This window comes from Microbacterium sp., from assembly GCF_043427715.1.
GTDB lineage: Bacteria > Actinomycetota > Actinomycetes > Actinomycetales > Microbacteriaceae > Microbacterium.
The window spans coordinates 1-16,939 of sequence record NZ_JBHWTD010000049.1 but is presented as its reverse complement, the minus strand read 5'-3'; the positions used below and the strand labels follow the sequence as shown (position 1 = coordinate 16,939).

The 16,939-nt window shown below is 69.2% G+C and carries 15 protein-coding genes and 2 pseudogenes; 5 read left to right on the top strand and 12 right to left on the bottom strand.

The annotated features are described in order from the left end of the window. The 5 genes and pseudogenes from ACHFGS_RS05255 to ACHFGS_RS05235 all read right to left on the bottom strand — a co-directional run. Window positions 1-634: pseudogene (locus ACHFGS_RS05255) on the bottom strand (hypothetical protein); the annotation flags it as partial. A gap of 575 nt (window positions 635-1,209) precedes the next feature. Continuing rightward, window positions 1,210-3,534, bottom strand: coding sequence for a malto-oligosyltrehalose synthase (gene treY, locus ACHFGS_RS05250; RefSeq protein ID WP_394289249.1), 2,325 nt, complete (start codon window positions 3,532-3,534; stop codon window positions 1,210-1,212). Between the two features lie 8 nt (window positions 3,535-3,542). Continuing rightward, a complete protein-coding gene (gene glgX, locus ACHFGS_RS05245) occupies window positions 3,543-5,759 on the bottom strand; it encodes a glycogen debranching protein GlgX (RefSeq protein WP_394289248.1) in 2,217 nt (738 codons plus the stop codon). 95 nt (window positions 5,760-5,854) lie between these two features. Beyond that, complete coding sequence (locus ACHFGS_RS05240) at window positions 5,855-6,328, bottom strand: glutaminase (RefSeq protein WP_394278894.1); 474 nt, start codon at window positions 6,326-6,328, stop codon at window positions 5,855-5,857. A gap of 32 nt (window positions 6,329-6,360) precedes the next feature. Continuing rightward, window positions 6,361-7,059 carry a GTP pyrophosphokinase family protein gene (locus ACHFGS_RS05235; RefSeq protein ID WP_394278895.1) on the bottom strand — a complete coding sequence of 233 codons (699 nt, stop codon included), beginning with the start codon at window positions 7,057-7,059 and terminating at the stop codon, window positions 6,361-6,363. Between the two features lie 36 nt (window positions 7,060-7,095). Between ACHFGS_RS05235 and ACHFGS_RS05230 the strand changes: the two are divergent. Both ACHFGS_RS05230 and ACHFGS_RS05225 read left to right on the top strand, forming a co-directional pair. Continuing rightward, window positions 7,096-7,395, top strand: a pseudogene (locus ACHFGS_RS05230) (ROK family protein); the annotation flags it as partial. Between the two features lie 67 nt (window positions 7,396-7,462). Further along, on the top strand, window positions 7,463-7,660 hold the full coding sequence (locus tag ACHFGS_RS05225) for a hypothetical protein (RefSeq protein ID WP_394278896.1): 198 nt from the start codon (window positions 7,463-7,465) through the stop codon (window positions 7,658-7,660). 11 nt (window positions 7,661-7,671) lie between these two features. On the opposite strand, the gene ACHFGS_RS05220 is transcribed toward ACHFGS_RS05225, so the two are convergent. From ACHFGS_RS05220 to ACHFGS_RS05205, 4 genes are all read right to left on the bottom strand, one after another. Next, on the bottom strand, window positions 7,672-8,367 hold the full coding sequence (locus ACHFGS_RS05220) for an SDR family oxidoreductase (protein WP_394278897.1): 696 nt from the start codon (window positions 8,365-8,367) through the stop codon (window positions 7,672-7,674). A 47-nt stretch (window positions 8,368-8,414) separates the two neighbouring features. Beyond that, the gene (locus ACHFGS_RS05215) at window positions 8,415-9,080 is read right to left on the bottom strand and encodes an SDR family oxidoreductase (protein WP_394289247.1); all 666 of its coding nucleotides are present in this window, start codon (window positions 9,078-9,080) and stop codon (window positions 8,415-8,417) included. 66 nt (window positions 9,081-9,146) lie between these two features. Then, the gene (locus ACHFGS_RS05210) at window positions 9,147-9,512 is read right to left on the bottom strand and encodes a DUF2087 domain-containing protein (protein WP_394289246.1); all 366 of its coding nucleotides are present in this window, start codon (window positions 9,510-9,512) and stop codon (window positions 9,147-9,149) included. Between the two features lie 201 nt (window positions 9,513-9,713). After that, on the bottom strand, window positions 9,714-10,466 hold the full coding sequence (locus ACHFGS_RS05205; RefSeq protein WP_394278184.1) for a phosphotransferase enzyme family protein: 753 nt from the start codon (window positions 10,464-10,466) through the stop codon (window positions 9,714-9,716). 202 nt (window positions 10,467-10,668) lie between these two features. Here ACHFGS_RS05205 and ACHFGS_RS05200 point away from each other — a divergent pair, with 202 nt between their 5' ends. Beyond that, on the top strand, window positions 10,669-11,346 hold the full coding sequence (locus ACHFGS_RS05200) for a hypothetical protein (protein WP_394278183.1): 678 nt from the start codon (window positions 10,669-10,671) through the stop codon (window positions 11,344-11,346). Window positions 11,347-11,608: 262 nt separating this feature from the next. Here the strand turns inward: ACHFGS_RS05200 and ACHFGS_RS05195 are convergent, their stop codons facing one another. Then, window positions 11,609-12,994 carry an FAD-dependent oxidoreductase gene (locus tag ACHFGS_RS05195; protein ID WP_394278182.1) on the bottom strand — a complete coding sequence of 462 codons (1,386 nt, stop codon included), beginning with the start codon at window positions 12,992-12,994 and terminating at the stop codon, window positions 11,609-11,611. A gap of 11 nt (window positions 12,995-13,005) precedes the next feature. After that, the gene (locus ACHFGS_RS05190) at window positions 13,006-13,764 is read right to left on the bottom strand and encodes an aquaporin (protein ID WP_394278181.1); all 759 of its coding nucleotides are present in this window, start codon (window positions 13,762-13,764) and stop codon (window positions 13,006-13,008) included. Between the two features lie 48 nt (window positions 13,765-13,812). On the opposite strand from ACHFGS_RS05190, the gene ACHFGS_RS05185 reads away from it, so the two are divergent. Together ACHFGS_RS05185 and ACHFGS_RS05180 are read left to right on the top strand one after the other, a co-directional pair. Beyond that, complete coding sequence (locus tag ACHFGS_RS05185) at window positions 13,813-14,487, top strand: helix-turn-helix domain-containing protein (protein WP_394278180.1); 675 nt, start codon at window positions 13,813-13,815, stop codon at window positions 14,485-14,487. 21 nt (window positions 14,488-14,508) lie between these two features. Further along, window positions 14,509-14,904 carry a low molecular weight phosphatase family protein gene (locus ACHFGS_RS05180; RefSeq protein ID WP_394278179.1) on the top strand — a complete coding sequence of 132 codons (396 nt, stop codon included), beginning with the start codon at window positions 14,509-14,511 and terminating at the stop codon, window positions 14,902-14,904. A gap of 54 nt (window positions 14,905-14,958) precedes the next feature. On the opposite strand, the gene ACHFGS_RS05175 is transcribed toward ACHFGS_RS05180, so the two are convergent. Continuing rightward, on the bottom strand, window positions 14,959-16,278 hold the full coding sequence (locus ACHFGS_RS05175; protein ID WP_394278178.1) for an FAD-dependent oxidoreductase: 1,320 nt from the start codon (window positions 16,276-16,278) through the stop codon (window positions 14,959-14,961). Window positions 16,279-16,939: the final 661 nt, after the last annotated feature.

Below are 16,939 nucleotides of genomic sequence, written 5' to 3'. Positions count from 1 at the left end.
AGGACGGCCGCGCCGCGCGAGCCTGCCCGTTGCCTGGGAGCCGGCCGGGGCGCCTCGCTACCGCTGCGCGGATCGCGCGCGGTACCACTCGTTGGCCGCGGGCAGGAAGAGCAGCACGACGCTGAGGATCGAGATGAGCGAGCCGAAGTTGAGGCCCCTGGCCTGAGGAGAGGGACGTGATGATGCCGAGCGCGGCGAGCACCGCGAGCACGATGCGCGCCCAGTTCCGGCCCTTCGTGGCGAACAGCAGCACGATGACCTGCGCGACGACGAGCACGGCCGCCACGGCGATCAGCATCCCGACCGCGCCGAGCATCCCCGCGTCGCCCGCGCCCGCGAACGCGAGCAGGCCGAGCCCGGCGATCCCGATGCCGATGACCCCGAGCGCGACGCCGGCCCACTGGATGCCGAGGCCCCATTTGACGACTGCAGGCATCGGCATGGCCGCGCCGTAGGCGGGCTGGCCGTGCTGCGCGCCGTGGCCGTACTCGGCGCCCTGGCCGTACGGCGCGTAGCTCACCGGCTGATCGCCGTAGGGCTCGCTGGACGGCTGACCGCCGTAGGGCTGGCCCTGCTGCGGCTGGCCGTAGCGCGGCTGCTGGTGGTCGTCGGGCGTCTGCGCGTCGTGCTGCATGAGGGCAGGCTATGCCTCCCCTGTGCCCGAGCGCATCAGACGCGCGCGGCGCGCCGCGGCGGAGGGGCCGAGCACACCCACCAGCAGCCCGACCCCTCCGGCGGCGGCGCGACCGGCTCGGCGTCGCAGTCGATGCGACGCGAACCGAGTCGCGAGCTCCAGCACGCGAGACCCGCCCATCGTAGTAACAGCGTCTGCGAACGCGCCGAGAGCATCTCAACCCTGAGCGGTCACTTCCACCCGTGACCGGTCACTTCCGCTCATGAACGGCCAGTTCCGCCCCTGAGCGGTCAGTTCCGCCCCTGAGCGGTCGATGCCGCGCGTCCGAGCCGCCGATCGAGCGTGGCAGCGGACGCGGCGTCGGCAGGGCCGCGGGCGGGCGCAGCTGACCGCTCGAACGCGGAAGCGACCGCTCGAGCGCGGAAGTGACCGCTCGAAGACGGAAGTGACCGCTCGAAGACGGAAGTGACCGCTCGAAGACGGAAGTGACCGCTCGAAGACGGAAGCGACCGCTCGAAGACGGAAATGACCGCTCGAGCGCGGAAGTGACCGCTCGAGCGCGCGGACGTGAGCGGTCAGGCGTCGGCGCGCGTGAGGAGCGCGACCGGCAGCGTCGAGAGGAGGTCGGCGAGCCTCGTCTCCCCGCCGCGCAGCTCCTTCGTCGTCAGCAACTCGCGCCAGTGGCCCTCGGGCAGCTGGATCGTCGTGTCGCCCCAGCCGCCGCGCTGGGCGAGCCCGATCGGCATGCGCGTCGCGACTGCGATCGCCCCGCCGCGGTCGAACGCGATCGCGTGCGCGGCCGCCTCGCCGTGCGGCAGGATCGGCGCGTAGTCCGCGAAGCGCTCGGGGTGATCGCGGCGCAAGCGCAGCGCCTCGCGCACGAGCCGCGTCTTGGCGACCTCGAGGTCCCACCCGCCCGACAGGGGCGAGCGCGCGGACTCGCGCAGCGCATCCATCCGCTCCCAATCGATCGGGCGGCGGTTGTCGGGGTCGACGAGCGACTGCTCGAGCGCCTCGGAGCCCTGGTACACGTCGGGGAAGCCGGGGATCGTGAGGCTCAGCAGCTTCGCGCTCAGCACGTTCGCGCGGAAGCCCGCGTCGGTCGCCTCGAGGAACGCCTCGACGTCGCGGCTCGCGGGCTCCTGCAGCACTTGCCGCACGAGCTCGGTGAGGTTGGCCTCGAACTCCGCGTCGGGGGCCGTCCAGTGCGTGATGTCGTCGGCCTCGCGCGACGCCTTCTCCATGTAGGCGAGGAGCCGCTCCTCGCTCGCCGGCCACGCGCCGACGATCGCCTGCAGCAGCAGGTTGACGAAGGGCCGGCCCTGCTTGGGCGCGAAGACGAGCAGCTTGTCGAGCAGCGCCTCCCAGTCGCCCGGCACCTCGGAGATGGTCGTGATGCGCGCGCGCACGTCCTCGCCGCGCTTCGTGTCGTGGGTCGACAGGGCGTTCATCGCGAGCGGCCACTCCTGCTGGCGCTGCGCCATCGAGGTGTGGAACTCCTCGACATCGACGGAGAAGACCTCGGGATCGCCGCCCACCTCGTTGAGGCTCGTGAGCCTCGAGTAGCGGTAGAACGCGGTGTCCTCGACGCCCTTCGCCATCACCATGCCGCTCGTCTGCTGGAAGCGCAGCGCGGCGGGCTGCTCGGGGTTGCCGAGCACCGGGAGCAGCGCGTCGATCGTGTCGGCGAGGTCGGGCCGGTGCTGCTTCGCGAGCTCGGCCGCGCGGCCGAGGTGGTCGCGCCCCTCGGGCAGGTAGGAGCGGTAGACGGGGAAGCACGCGAGCAGCTCGGCGATCGCGTCGGCGGCGTCGACCGGCGCGCCCCGATCGCCCCATGCATCCGCCGCGCGCACCTCGCGCTCGAGCCGCAGCACCTCCGCGCGCAGGATGCCGTCGGCGATGCCGCGCTTCGTGCCGTGGATCATCTCGGCCCAGTCGACGCGTTCGCCGCCGCGCAGCCGCGCGTCGAGCGCGTCGAGCGGCTCGGCCGCGGCGGGGTCGGTGAGCACGCGGTCGATGAGCCCGAGCGTGTCGTAGCCGGTCGTGCCGGCGGTCGCCCAGCGCGGCAGCTCCTCCCCCGGCTCGAGGATCTTCTCGACGAGCACGAACGCGCCGCCCGTGAGCCGGTCGAGGTCGTCGAGATAGCGCGCAGGGTCGCGCAAGCCGTCCGGGTGGTCGACGCGCAGTCCCTGCACGAGCCGCTCGTCGAACCAGCGCGCGATCTCGGCGTGCGTCGCCTCGAAGACCTCGGGCAGCTCGACCCGCACGGCGGCGAGCGTCGAGACGGCGAAGAAGCGACGGTAGTTCAGCTGGTCGTCGCCCTGCTTCCAGTGCCCGAGCCGGTAGTGCTGCCGCTCGAGCACCTCGTGCGGCGTGCCCTCGCCGGTGCCGGGTGCGATCGGCAGCCGCGTGTCCCAGTACCGGAGCGCCTCGCCGCCGTCCTCGATGGCGAGGTGGCCGACGGTGCCGTCCTCCGACCAGTCGTCGTCGCCGACGATCGGCAGCAGCAGCTTGCCGCCGCCCGCGTCCCAGTCGACGTCGAAGTACGGTGCTATCGCGCTCTCGCGCCCCTCTCGCAGCAGCTGCCACCACCACGCGTTGTGCTCGGGCACCGCGACGCCCATGTGGTTCGGCACGATGTCGACGAGCACGCCCATGCCGAGCCTGCGCGCCTCCTGCGCCACCGCATCCAACCCCTCGGAGCCGCCGCGCGACGCGTCGATCCGCGCGTGCGAGACGACGTCGTAGCCGTGGTTCGAGCCGGGCTCGGCGTCGAGGATCGGCGAGAGGTACACCCAGTCGACCCCGAGGTCGGCGAGCGCCTCGAGCCGGGCGGCCGCGTCGAGGAGCGTGAACTCCTCGCTGATCTGCAGTCGGTAGGTGCTCTGCGGCGCGTGCACGGATCTCCTCAGTCCTGGGGTTCGGATGCGTCGGCGGCGACCGTGGGGATCGCACCGGTCGCGAGCCCGTTCGTCGCCGCGATCGAGGCCGCGACCGAGAAGTCATGCTCGACCGGCGGGCGGTGCTCGCGGAGCACGAGCAGCGCGCGCGGCGCGATGCGGAGCGCGGTGCCGGCATCGACGCGGCCGTTGTGCGGCTCCTGCGCGCCGGTGTCGATCAGCACGTCCCACGCCTCCGAGTACTCGCTCGGCGGCAGCGTGAGCTCGCGCTCCTCGTCCGAGGCGCTGCAGTAGATGAGGAAGTGGTCGTCGACGATCCGCTCGCCGCGCTCGCCGCGGCCGGCGATGCCGTGGCCGTTCAGGTACATGCCGACGGTCTTCTCGCTCGCCGCGGCATCCCAGTCGCCGTCCTCCATCGGGGTGCCGTCGCCGCGCAGCCACACGATGTCGTTGAGCCGCTCGCCGTTGCCCGTGCGCACCGTCGTGCCGGTGAAGAAGCGCTTCCGGCGGAAGGTCGGGTGGTCGTGGCGCAGCTGCGCGATCGCGGCCGTGAACTCGATGAGCGGCTGGTCGATCGCCGACCAGTCGATCCAGCTGAGCTCGGAGTCCTGCGCGTAGGTGTTGTTGTTGCCCCGCTGCGTGCGGCCGAGCTCGTCGCCGTGCAGGATCATCGGCACGCCCTGGCTCAGCAGCAGCGTCGCGAGGAAGTTGCGCTGCTGGCGGGCGCGGATCGCGAGGATCTCGGGGTCGTCGGTCGGCCCCTCGACGCCGTAGTTGTAGGAGCGGTTGTGGCTCTCGCCGTCGTTGCCGTCCTCGCCGTTGGCCTCGTTGTGCTTCTCGTTGTAGCTGACGAGGTCGCGGAGCGTGAAGCCGTCGTGCGCGGTGACGAAGTTGATGGATGCGACGGGCCGGCGACCGGAGTGCTCGTACAGATCGGCGGAGCCGGCCAGGCGGCTCGCGAACTCGCCGAGCGCCGTCGGCTCGCCGCGCCAGAAGTCGCGCACCTGGTCGCGGTACTTGCCGTTCCACTCGGTCCACTGCGGCGGGAAGTTGCCCACCTGGTAGCCGCCGGGGCCGATGTCCCACGGCTCGGCGATCAGCTTCACCTGGCTGACTACCGGGTCCTGCTGCACGAGCTCGAAGAAGGCCGACAGGCGGTCGACGTCGTAGAACTCGCGGGCGAGCGTCGAGGCGAGGTCGAAGCGGAACCCGTCGACGTGCATTTCGAGCACCCAGTAGCGCAGCGAGTCCATGATGAGCTGCAGCGTGTGGGGGTTGCCGACGTTGAGGCTGTTCCCGGTGCCGGTGTAGTCGGTGTAGTACCGCTTGTCGTCGTCTTCGAGCCGGTAGTAGGCGATGTTGTCGATGCCGCGCATCGATAGCGTCGGGCCCATGTGATTGCCCTCGGCGGTGTGGTTGTAGACGACGTCGAGGATGACCTCGATGCCCGCCGCGTGGAGCGCGCGCACCATCGCCTTGAACTCCTGCACCTGCTGACCCACCCCACCCGCCGACGAGTATGTGTTCTGCGGGGCGAAGAAGGCGATCGTGTTGTAACCCCAATAGTTCGAGAGCCCCTTCTCCTGCAGGGTGGAGTCATTGACGAACTGGTGCACAGGCATGAGCTCGAGCGCCGTCACCCCGATTTTCTTGAGGTGCTCGATGACCACGGGATGCGCGATCGCACTATAGGTGCCCCGGATGTCCTCGGGGATGTCGGGGTGCGTCATCGTGAGGCCCTTCACGTGGGCTTCGTAGATGACGCTCTCCGCGTAGGGCGTCTTCGGCTGGCGGTCGCCCTGCCAGTCGAAGTAGGGATTGACGACGACGCCCTTCATCATGGCCGCGGCCGAGTCGTCGTCGTTGGTCGAGTCGGGGTCGCCGAAGGTGTAGCTGAAGACCGACTGGTCCCACTGGATCTGACCGTCCACGGCCTTCGCGTACGGGTCGAGCAGCAGCTTGTTCGCGTTGAACCGCTGCCCGCTGGCCGGGTCGTACGGGCCGTGGACGCGGTAGCCGTAGCGCTGCCCCGGTTGCACCGTCGGAAGGTAGGCGTGCCAGACGAAGGCATCGACATCGATCAGCTCGACGCGCGTCTCCTCGCCGTTCTCGTCGAACAGGCAGAGCTCGACCTTCTCGGCGCCCTCGCTGAACAGGGCGAAGTTCGTTCCGTTCCCGTCGAAAGTGGCTCCCAGCGGATAGGCGGATCCGGGCCATACCTGCATGCGTTCTCCCCAGTTAGGTGAAAGGCCACACTATCCACGCCATGTTTCCGAGGTGGGGTCCTTGACACGGCGTCCTCGTGGGGCAGGAGATCGGCTCAACGCAACGACAGCAGATCGTCGAGGTAGTCCGCGAGAGGACGCGTGGCGCCGCCCGCACTCCATCGGACGTGCGGGACACCCGCCGCGAGCGACAGGATTCCCGAGCGTTCACCTCGGTCGACCGCCGCGGCATCCAGTTCCTCCCACCCGAGGTGGACGACCTCCCCCTCTGCGAAACCGCCCCGATGTGCTGCGGCCGCGCGATCCGAGCGGGCACGCTGCGACTCCGCGGTGAACCCGCGCACCGCGTCGTGACGCGCGCGCAGAATCTCCCCCGTCGCAAACACGCGGTCATCGCCGATCAGCAGCACCCCGACATGCCAGGCGTCGGTAACGGGCACGATGCGCGGCGCCCGACCCAGGCCGAGCAATCGACGGGATGCCGCCCAGTCGCCCAGCCGCTCGCGCGGAGATCCGGCCAGTCGCTCGCGCGCAGCGCGCAGGATCGCATCGGTCGTGGCATCCGTCATCGTCCCATTGTCGACCCGCACGAGCCGCTGCGTCAGACGAGGGTCGTCGCGCCCGCGTCCTCGGGTTGCGGCGGCTGCCCGCCGCGGATCTCGCGGTGGAGCCGCTCCATCCGGGCATCGAGCTCGGCGGCGGTCTCCGCGGCATCCTTCAGCCCCGCCAGGAGATCGGCCGGGACCTGACGTTCGTACTTGTAGTAGATCTTGTGCTCGAGGCTGGCCCAGAAGTCCATCGCGATCGTCCGGAACTGCACCTCAACGGGCACGTCCACGCGACCGGTCGAGAGGAACACGGGCACCTCGACGATGACGTGCAGGCTCTTGTAGCCGTTCTCCTTGGGCACCGCGATGTAGTCCTTGACCTCGCGCACACGGATGTCGTCCTGCGCGGTGAGCAGGTCGAACAGCCGATAGGCGTCGGTCACGAAACTGCAGGTGATGCGGATGCCGGCGATGTCGGTGATGCCGGAGCGGATCGACTCGAAGTCGGGGTCGATGCCCTTGCGCTGGATCTTCTCGACAAGGCTGTCGGGAGTCTTCACACGACTCGAGACGTGCTCGATCGGGTTGTAGTCGTGCATCTCGTGGAACTCCTCGCGGAGGATCGAGATCTTCGTCTCCACCTCCTGGAGCCCGAAGCGGTACTCCATGAGGAAACGCTGGAACTCGTCGCGCATCGCCCGGAGGGATGCCGCGGACACGGTGATCTGCTGCTCGTCGAGCGGGGTGGACATGCGGCCGAGGCTAGGCGGAGCCCTGATGAGCGCCCTGTGAGCTCACCCGCTCCGCCGCACCGCGGTCGTGGCGCGCGGGGCGTCGAACCCGATGATCGAGAGGTCATCGGGTACCGCAAGGCCCTCCTCGTGGGCGACGCGGAGGACGGTCGGCGTGCGGGCGAACTGGCCGACGCCCGCATCCTCGGCATCGGACTCGCCGTGCCGGGCCTGGTCCGCAGCGACGACGGACTCGTCCGCGACGCTCCGCACCTCGGCTGGGTCGACACCCCGCTTCGCGACATCGTCGCCGAAGCGACCGGATTCCCCGTCGTCGTCGGCAACGACGCGACCCTCGGCACGCTCGCCGAGCACCTGTTCGGCGCCGCGCGCGGCATCGACCAGGTCGTACCCGTCCGCCATCGTGCTGGGCGGCTTCTTGTCGGTGCTCGCCGAGCTCGACAACGACGCGCTCGTTCAGGCCGTGCGAGCGCGGGCGATGCCCGCGTGCGGCGAGGACGTACGCATCCTCCCGGCCGAGCTCGCCGAGCACCGGCTGCTCATCGGTGCCGCCGAGTCGGTCTTCGCCGAGGTACTCGCGAACCCTGCGCCGGCCGCCTGACGGAGTCCCGCTCAGCGCGGACCGGGACGGACCGAGAGGTCGCTGATCACCGCATCGCGCGGCAGGTCGAGGGCGGTGAGGGTGGCCGTGACGACGGATGCCGGGTCGATCCAGGCGCTCGGGTCGTAGGCGGCGCCTTCCTGCTCGTGCACCTTCGCCTGCATCGGGGTCGCGGTGCGGCCCGGGTAGATCGTCGTGACGCGCACGCCCTGCGGCGCCTCTTCGCCGCGAAGCGCATCGGCGAGCGCCTTCAACCCGTGCTTGGATGCCGCGTACGCCGCCCACTCGGGGTGCGCGGTGAGCCCGGCGCCGGAGTTCACGAAGACGATCTGGCCGCGCGCCGCACGGACGCGAGGCAGGAGGAGCCGGGTGAGCTCGGCGGGCGCGACGAGATTGACGGCGAGCTGCTCGGTCCACGACGTGACAGGCAGGTCGGCGACGTGTCCGAGGTCGACGATGCCGGCCGCGTGCACGATGGCGTCGATGTGGTCGGGAAGGTCGGTTGCTTCGAGCGCCGCTGCAAGGCGGGCAGGCTGCGCGAGGTCGGCGATCACGGCGCGGGATCCCGGCAGCGCGGCGGTGAGCTCGCCGGCACGGGCGGCGCTGCGGGCGATGACGATGATTCGGTCGCCGCGGGCGGCGAGGCGCTCTGCGAGGAGGCGGCCGATGCCCGATCCGGCACCGGTGACGACGATGGTGTGCGGCATCCTCTCATCCTCCCATCCGCCACGTGCTCGTGACTTCGGGCTGGCTCTCAGAACCGCGCGGAGAAGCCCCCGTCGGTGTGAAGGAGCTGGCCGCTGATCCAGCGGCCTTCGTCAGAGAGCAAGAACGCGGTGATGCCGGCGATGTCCTTCGGGGTGCCGGCTCTGCCCAGTGGGTGGTGCGCGGTCAGCACTGTTCGTGTCTCGTCGTCCATCCAGCCGGTGTCGATCGGGCCCGGGTTCACGACATTGGCCGAAATGCCCTTCGCGCCGAGCTCGCGCGCAGCGGAGATGACGATCCGATCCAGGGCGCCCTTGGATGCGCCGTAGGGGAGATTGCCGGTTGTGTGATCGCTGGTGAATGCGACGATCGCTCCACCGCCCTCGTCGACTTCGCGAGCGAACGCGGCGATGAGCAGCAGGGTTGCCCGGGCATTGACGGCGACGTGCATGTCGAAGCTCGCGGCGGTGGTGTCGAGAATGCCGGATTCCACGTCGTGAGCATGGCTGAGGACGAGGGCAGACAGCGGACCCCGCTCGCGCGTGATCCGTTCGATGAGCTCGGTCGGGGAAGACGGGTCTGACAGATCGCACGGGTAGTCGCCGCTGCCCAGGTCGCTGATCACAACCTCCCACCCGTCCGCCACCAAGCGGGGAACGATGCCGGCGGCGATGCTGTCGGCACGCGCAGCTCCGGTCACGAGTGCGAGAGCCATGGGTTGAGGGTAACGGCAGCGCCACGACCTCGCGAGCTGCCCGCGTCGACTCGTCGGCGACGAGGCCTACTCGACAGCGACGATCGGTCCGCTCCCGGTCAAGCAGTACTCGGTGCCATCGGAACGGCGTTCGACGAGCTGGTAGTCGACAAGATAGCGACGGAGCACCGCGACATCCTCCGAGTAAGCGAGGAGCCGCTCGTTGACCTCGCGCTCAGCGAGAATCTCCCCCGGCTCGAACACGTTCCCCGCCACCCACGCCAGGAGCTCGCCGCGCTGCTCGAGATTGGCGGGGTACTGGCGGATGCGACGTCCGTCGACGAATCGTTCAATACCCTGCCGCTGTGCGACGGGAGCGGCATCCAGGATCGCCGTGAAGACGTCCGGATCGAAGGTCTGATCGTCGGCACGGACGAGCCCGCTCCGCATCATGGATTCGGTCGCCCGCCGACGCCTCGACGGGGAGAGGCCCGTGGTCGCTTCTTCGAGTGACCCGCCAAGCATCATCTGCGCTGCGATACGCCGAGTTTCCGGGTTCGCGAGGATCGCAATCAATGGCCGCCACCGGTTCTCGTTGCCCATATCAGCGCACCCTACTCTCCCCCCCCTTGTGGGCCGTTTCCGGCCCGGGCATCAGGTAGGCAGGAGAGCTTCCACCCAGGTGGTGCGATGAGTTCGAACATAATCGTCCGCAGAAGACCAGTGATCGCCGTGGCCGGCTGTGAACATCGACGCCCAGGGCTCCTCGCCGGCGTCGTGCGATGCGCGCAGCAGGTTGCACATCGCCGCCGTGCGCTCCGCCATAGCGTCTGGCAGGAGGCGTCGCATATTGTCGTCCGCTTGATATCCGTCGACGAACGCCGACAAGGCGTCAGCAGCAAGGCGCGAGTCTCGGGATGTGTCAGAGAGCGTGAAAGCCTGCGCGGAGTAGGCCAGATCCCATAGGCGAGTACTGGGGGCGGCCGCGTCCCAATCGATGAAGAGCCAGCGGTCCCCGACTAGCAGGTTCCAAGGGGCCAGGTCGTTGTGGCACACGAACTCACTGGCAGGCGCCGGTATCGCCGTCTCCCACACCGCGTCGTCCGGCGGCAGGTAGGTCGCGCTCGCGTCGTGAATGGCCCGCACCATCCCGCCGACCCGGTGCAGGTCGGCACGGGACAGCGGGTCAGCATGGATAGCGAGCCTTCCTGGGACGAACTCCTGCACCTGCCGCCCGCGCTCGTCTCTTCCCATCGGCGCCGGAGCATCCACGCCCGCAGCCCGAAGCGCTTCAACGAAGGCGACAACGCTCGGCGTGGAGGCTGACCAGGGTTTGCGGACCGTCTCTCCGATTCGAACGACGCTCCCGCTCGCGTTGCCGCCTCTTAAGGGTTCCTCATCGTTCACGCAGCACCCCCATCGGACAACACGGCTCATTTTAGTTTTCGTTTCCGGCGGAGACGTGCCTCAGTCACCTCGCGGACGTCGACAAACGGTGACCACTACGAGGTTCCGACGGACCGCCGTGGCGGTGTTTGCGCGGTTGCTTGACGCGCTCCCGGCGGGCTGTCATCCTCCGCTCAACGCGAAGTACTGAACGAAGGCATCGATGATGAAGAAGCTCGTTCCTCCTGCTCTCCCGCTCGCTGTCCTCGTCCTGGCTTCATGCTCAGCTACGCCACCGGCCATACCTGAGCCCGCCAGCAGTGAAGCGTCAACCGTCCAGGGGACGGCTCCCACCAGGATCGCGTCCGAACCTGACGTGACGGTCTCAGTGATGTGGGCATTCGACGTCACCAGCATTGACGAGATCCGCGAGCATGCTGATCTTCTCGTCGCAGCTGAGGTGACAACGATCGCCGACAGAGCCACCTTCGTCATTCCCGGTAGCGGTATGCCGTACACCGAGGTAGGTCTTCGCGTCGGCGATGTCCTCAAAGGAACGCCACCCGACTCGGACTTCATAGCTCTCTACGCCGGTGGCACGGTGACACTGCAGCAGGTTCTCGACGATTCACCGAAGGAGAGCGCAGAGAAGAGCGGCCTGACCGAGCTGACAAAAGAAGAGCTCAGTCAGCGAACGCAGACCTATGCATACGACGAGCACGTTGAGCTGGTTCCCGGCTCGAAGTACGTACTGGCGCTCGGTCACAACGACGACGGCACGTACACAATCGGTCCGGCGGGATTTGCCGTTTTCCAGCTGGGCGGCGGGACACTCAGCAACGACATCACCGGGAACAAGTACGCGTACGAAGATCTCCGGCTTGGCTGGGGGGAACCATGAGGTCTGACGAAAGGGGCATGATCGGTACGGCGTGGTTCACCGACGTCTGGCACGCGACCTCTATGCGGCCCCACACCCATGCTGGCACCCGCAGAGAGACGCGGGTGTAGAGCCGGATGGCTCGGCGGGACAAGCCTCCTCGCCGCCGCGGTTGCCCTCGGGGTGTTGGCCTGCGTCGCTCTTGCAGCGGCGACGGCGCAAGCCCGTCGAGAGTCCGCACGCACCCACGCTGAGGTCGTCGGTGTGGCAGCGGCAGCAACATCTAGACGGTCGGCGTGAGTGCCCGCGCTTCACGTTCCCATGCCTGGGTTGCCATCTGCACGGCATCCCACGGGGAGCCGGGCGGGGGTGTGTAGGAGAGGTCGAGGTCGCTCATTCCGGCCACCGTCATGCCGTGGTGCAGGGCGGTGGCGTAAGTGTCGACACGCTTGGAGATTTCGGCGCCGCGGGTGCCGACGAGTTGTGCACCGAGGAGGCGGCCGTCGCGGGTGTCTCCGGTGATGCGGATGCTGATGGGGGTGGCTCCGGGGTAGTAGCGCTTGTGGTCGTCAGCGACGGCGGTGTAGCTGTGGGGGGCGTAGTCCGCGGCGGCGGCTTCGTGGTCGCGGAGGCCGGTGCGGGCGGCTACGACGTCGAAGACCTTCACGACCTGGGTGCCGAGGCTGCCGGCGAACCGAGTGTTGCCGCCGATGGCGTTTTCTCCGGCGACGCGGCCCTGCTTGTGGGAGGTGGTGCCGAGGGGCAGGTAGGTGACACCGAGGAGGCGGTGGTGGGTGACCACGCCGTCTCCTGCCGCCCACACATTCGGCAGTCCGGTGCGCATGTGCTCGTCGACAACGACCGCACCGCCGGCGCCTGTGGTTGCGCCGGCTGCGGTGAGCAGGCTGGTGTTGGGGCGGACGCCAACGACCACGAGCACGAGGTCGGCGCTGCGGGAGAATGCGTCACCGTCGCGGATGCCGGTCACGGTGAGGCGGCCCGCGTCGCGGCTGACAGCTTCGATGCGGGTTCCGGTGAGGACGTCGACGCCGTGGCGGGTGAGTTCGTCGCGGACGAGGGAGCCCAGTTCGGGGTCGAGGGTGGAGAGCACTTCGGGGCCGCGTTGGAGCTGGGTGACCTGCAGGCCGCGGACGGTGAGGGCTTCGGCCATTTCGAGGCCGACGTAGCCGGCGCCGACGATGATCGCGGTTTCGGGCTGGTGCTCGTCGAGGTAGCGCTCCAGGGCGAAGGTGTCGCCCATCGAGTGCAGCAGGTGGACACCGTCATCGGGGCCGAGCTGGTCGAGGCCAGCGATCCCGGCGGTGGACGGGGATGCTCCGGTGCCGACCATGAGCTCGTCGTACGCGATCGTCGATTCGGTGCCGGCGGCGTCGCGGACGGTGAGCGTGCGGCCGTCGACGTTGATGCTGGTGGCGAGAGTGTCTAGGCGCAGGTTCATGCCGGTTGCTTCGAGGTCGGCGTGCGTGCGGTGGGCGAGGGACTGCCAGGGCTGCACTTCGCGGGAGAAGTAGTAGGGGATGCCGCAGATGGAGAAGTTCGGGTAGGCGTCCGCGACCACGACGGTGACGTCGACGGAGGGGTCGAGTTCGCGGGCGCGCAGGGCGGTGGAGATGCCGGCGTCGCTTCCGCCGATCGCTACGAGGTGCATGGGGGTGCCTTTCAGGACGTGGTTTCGGGTTGCGTGGGCACCACGACGTCGCCCGCGGTGCGCGCGGCGGTCGGGTAGAAAACGAGCAGCAGCGCGAGCCCAAGGGCCGCGCCGACGAGCTGGGCAAGGATGAACGGGACCACCGATGCGGGGGCGATGCCGGCGAACGTGTCAGTGAACATGCGGGCGATGGTCACGGCGGGGTTGGCGAACGATGTGGAGCTGGTGAACCAGTACGCGGCGCCGATGTAGGCACCGACCGCTGCCGCGGTCACTGAGCCTTTCCCGGTGCGGGCGAGCGCGAAGATCAGCAGCACGAGCCCGGCGGTGGCGACCACTTCCCCGACCAGGTGCCCGCCGGTCGCACGGTCGTTGCCGGAGAGCGCGGGCGCGGTGTCGAACATCACTCCTGCCAGGAGGGTGCCGGCGATGCCGCCGAGAATCTGCGCGGCGAGGTACGGGGCGAGATCGCGCGGCGGCAGGCCGGTCCCCGCGCGACGGCCAAGCAACCAGTCGGTCAGCGACACCACGGGGTTGAAGTGTGCCCCCGACACCGGGCCGAGCATGAGGATCAGCACCGTCAGGCCGAGCGCCGTGGTCAGGCTGTTCTCGAGAAGCTGCAATCCCACATCATCCGGGGAGAGACGCTGCGCGGCGATCCCCGACCCGACCACGACGGTGACGAGCAGGCCCGTCCCGACGAACTCGGCAGCGGCACGGCGCAGCACGTGCGGCCGGGTCGCGGCCGGGTGGCGGGTGGTGGTTTTCATGTCGGCTCATCTTGACCCGAACCGGGTAGATCAGTCAACATTGAATCAATGAACATTGAACGAACCGACACGGTGGAGGCGCGGGCAGCTCGGCACGCGGCGTTGAGCGACCCGTCGCGCCTGCGGATCGTGGACCTCCTAACGCTGGGTGACCTGTCGCCGTCGGAGATTCGGACGGCTCTGGGCATGCCGGGAAACCTCGTTGCTCATCACCTGAACGTGCTGGAGGCTGCGGGCATGGTGGCCCGGTCCCGGTCGGAAGCGGACAAGCGACGCAGCTACGTCCACCTGACCGACACCGCACTACAGGGCCTCACTCCCGGTCGATTCGAGCGGGCGAGCCGCGTGGTGTTCGTGTGCACGGCGAACTCGGCCAGATCGCAGTTGGCCGCGGCGTTGTGGTCGACCCGCAGCAGCATCCCTGCCGCGTCCGGCGGCACCCACCCCGCAGACCGGATCGACCCCGGCGCGATCGCGACAGCGGATCGTCACGCGCTCGACCTTCCCCGCGAGTCGCCTCGGGCGTTGGAGACGGTGCTGACCGGTTCGGATTTCGTGGTCACCGTGTGCGACAACGCGCACGAAGAACTCGGGGTGACCGGGCATCTGCACTGGTCGATCCCCGACCCGGTGCGCGTCGGCACCGATGACGCCTTCGACACCGCTTACGACGAGCTGGAGCGCCGCATCACGGAACTCGCGCCCCGGCTCGCCGCCATCTGACCCTGCCTAGAAAGAGAACCCGTGACTGACACTCCGACCGTCCTGTTCATCTGCCAGCACAACGCCGGCCGCTCCCAGCTCGGCGCCGCCCTCCTGGAGCACCTGGCCGGCGACCGGTTCACCGCGAGGTCGGCGGGACTGTCGCCCTCAGACGAAGTGAACCCCGCCGTTGCCGCCACGGTCGCTGAGCTGGGCATGGACATCACCGACCGGGTGCCCCGTGCCGTCACCACGGACGACCTGGATCAGGCGGACGTCGTGGTTCTGATGAAGCCCGGCCTCGCCCTGCCGTCCACGCCCCGCGGCGAGGTCTTGGAGTGGTCCTTCCCCAACCCGGAGGCCTGGGACGCCGAGGCCGTGCGGCCGCTGCGCGAAGCCGTCTCCGACAAGATTCAGACCACACTCCTCGCACGCTGAGAGCAACAGGGGGCGGGATCGCTTGATGCGACCCGCCCCCTCTCGTGTGTCCGGTCAGACGGTGGCTGGAGCGCGTCCGATCTGGAGCACCTGAGCCGGCGGGGCGCAGCAGGCACCGCCGAGGGATGCCCCGGAAGCGTCGAACAGGCCGGAACCGCCGCAGACGCCCGTGTCGGGCAGGACCAGTTCCACCCGGCGGGCGGCCTCGTGGTCGCCTGCGAGCTCCGCGACGACGCTGCGCACTTGTTCGTAGCCGGTGAGGGCGAGGAAGGTCGGTGCCCGCCCGTAGGACTTTGCGCCCACGAGGTAGAAGTCAGGTTCCGGCTGGGCGAGGTCGGCCGCGCCGGTCGCCGCGACCGATCCACACGAGTGAACGTTCGGGTCGACCTCCGCAGCGATCCGCACGGGGGCCTGCAACGTGGGGTCCAGCTCCAACCGCAGCTCCGACAGGAACGATAGGTCGGGACGGAACCCGGTGAGCACGACGACGCGATCGCCGGTGAGCGTGCGGCCGTCTTCTGCCACCAGGACCGGCCGGTCCCCGTCCGTGGTGACGCGTTCGACACGGAACCCGGTCACGAGCGACACCAGGCCGGCGTCGACGAACTCCTTCACCTTGATCCCCAGCGCCCCACGTGCCGGCAGCTCGTCAGCCTCGCCGCCGCCGAAGGCGTTCCCGGCGGTGGCGCGGCGCAGCGCCCACGTCACCGTCGTGTCCGGGTCACGGCGCGCCATGCGCGCCAGCGCGAGGACCGCGGTCACCGCCGAATGCCCGGAGCCGATGACGACCGTGTGCTTCCCCTCGAAGCCTTCCCGATCGCGGAAGTCGGGGATGCGGTACGACAGCAACTCGGCGGCGGCCCGCTCGCCCAGTGCGGGCAGACCATCCGCGCCCGCGGGGTTGGGTGAGGACCACGTACCGGAGGCATCGATCACGGCGCGCGCCTGCAACCGGTACTCCTCCCCATCGCTCGGCTGCACGTGCACGGTGAACGGCTGATCGCCGCGGCCGGCATCAACGAGACGGTCACGGCCCAGGCGGGACACCCCCACGACCCGAGCGTCGTACCGCACGCGCTCGCCCAGCTCGGTGGCAAGCGGCGCGAGATAGCCGCTAATCCACTGCGCGCCCGTGGGATACCCCGTCGTCGGAGCGGCCCAGCCGGTGGGCTCAAGAATCCGCGCACCCGCCCTGTCGATCAGCTCCGGCCACTCCGAGAACAGGCGCACATGACCCCACTCGGCAACTGCCGACGCCGGGCCGGTTCCAGCCTCCAGCACAACGACCGGCACGTCTCGCTCGACCAGGTGGGCGGCGGCTGCGAGCCCCTGCGGGCCGGCACCGATCACAACCACGGGCAACGCGCTCACCATTACACTCACTCCTCACGCATCGACAGAACTCGATGGATCGAGAATCCTCGATGTATCGACGAATGTCAATGTGACGTGCCAGAATCGTTGCATGCCCACGACGCTCCCCCTCCTCCCGACCGACGCGGCGGCGTGCTGCTCGCCGGTCACCGGCGGGGTGCTGACGCCCGACGAGGCCGAGCGGATCGCGCGCACGTTCAAGGCTCTAGGCGAACCACCTCTCAGCACGTCGCGTCGACGCTCCTGCGTCGCCCCTGGACGACCCACTCGACACGCCCGCAGCACAGCCCATGTGACGTGCCCCGGCTTCCCGGACGGTCGGGGTTGGGTGGCTGTGATGTCGCTGCGTTCTCGTCGAGAGGGTCAGCAGACCCGATCAGGGTCGATTGGGATGAGCCGCGAAGGCGGTGAGGTCAGGGCGGCCGAAGCGGGCCGGCGGGGTAGCGTCGGGAGACCTCGACATCTATCTGCGGACCGACGCTCCCGGCCGACTTACACCCTCATCTGGGAAGAGCCGGTTTGGCTCTTCACGAACGAGGGTGTAGTCGGTTGAGCGCGTCGGTGGCCGGGTAGGGGTCGAGGTCTCCCGGATGATGGAAGTTCTTCACGCTCACCATCGCCGAAAGACCTCGACGTGCTCCACCCTACGTTCGCGACCCCT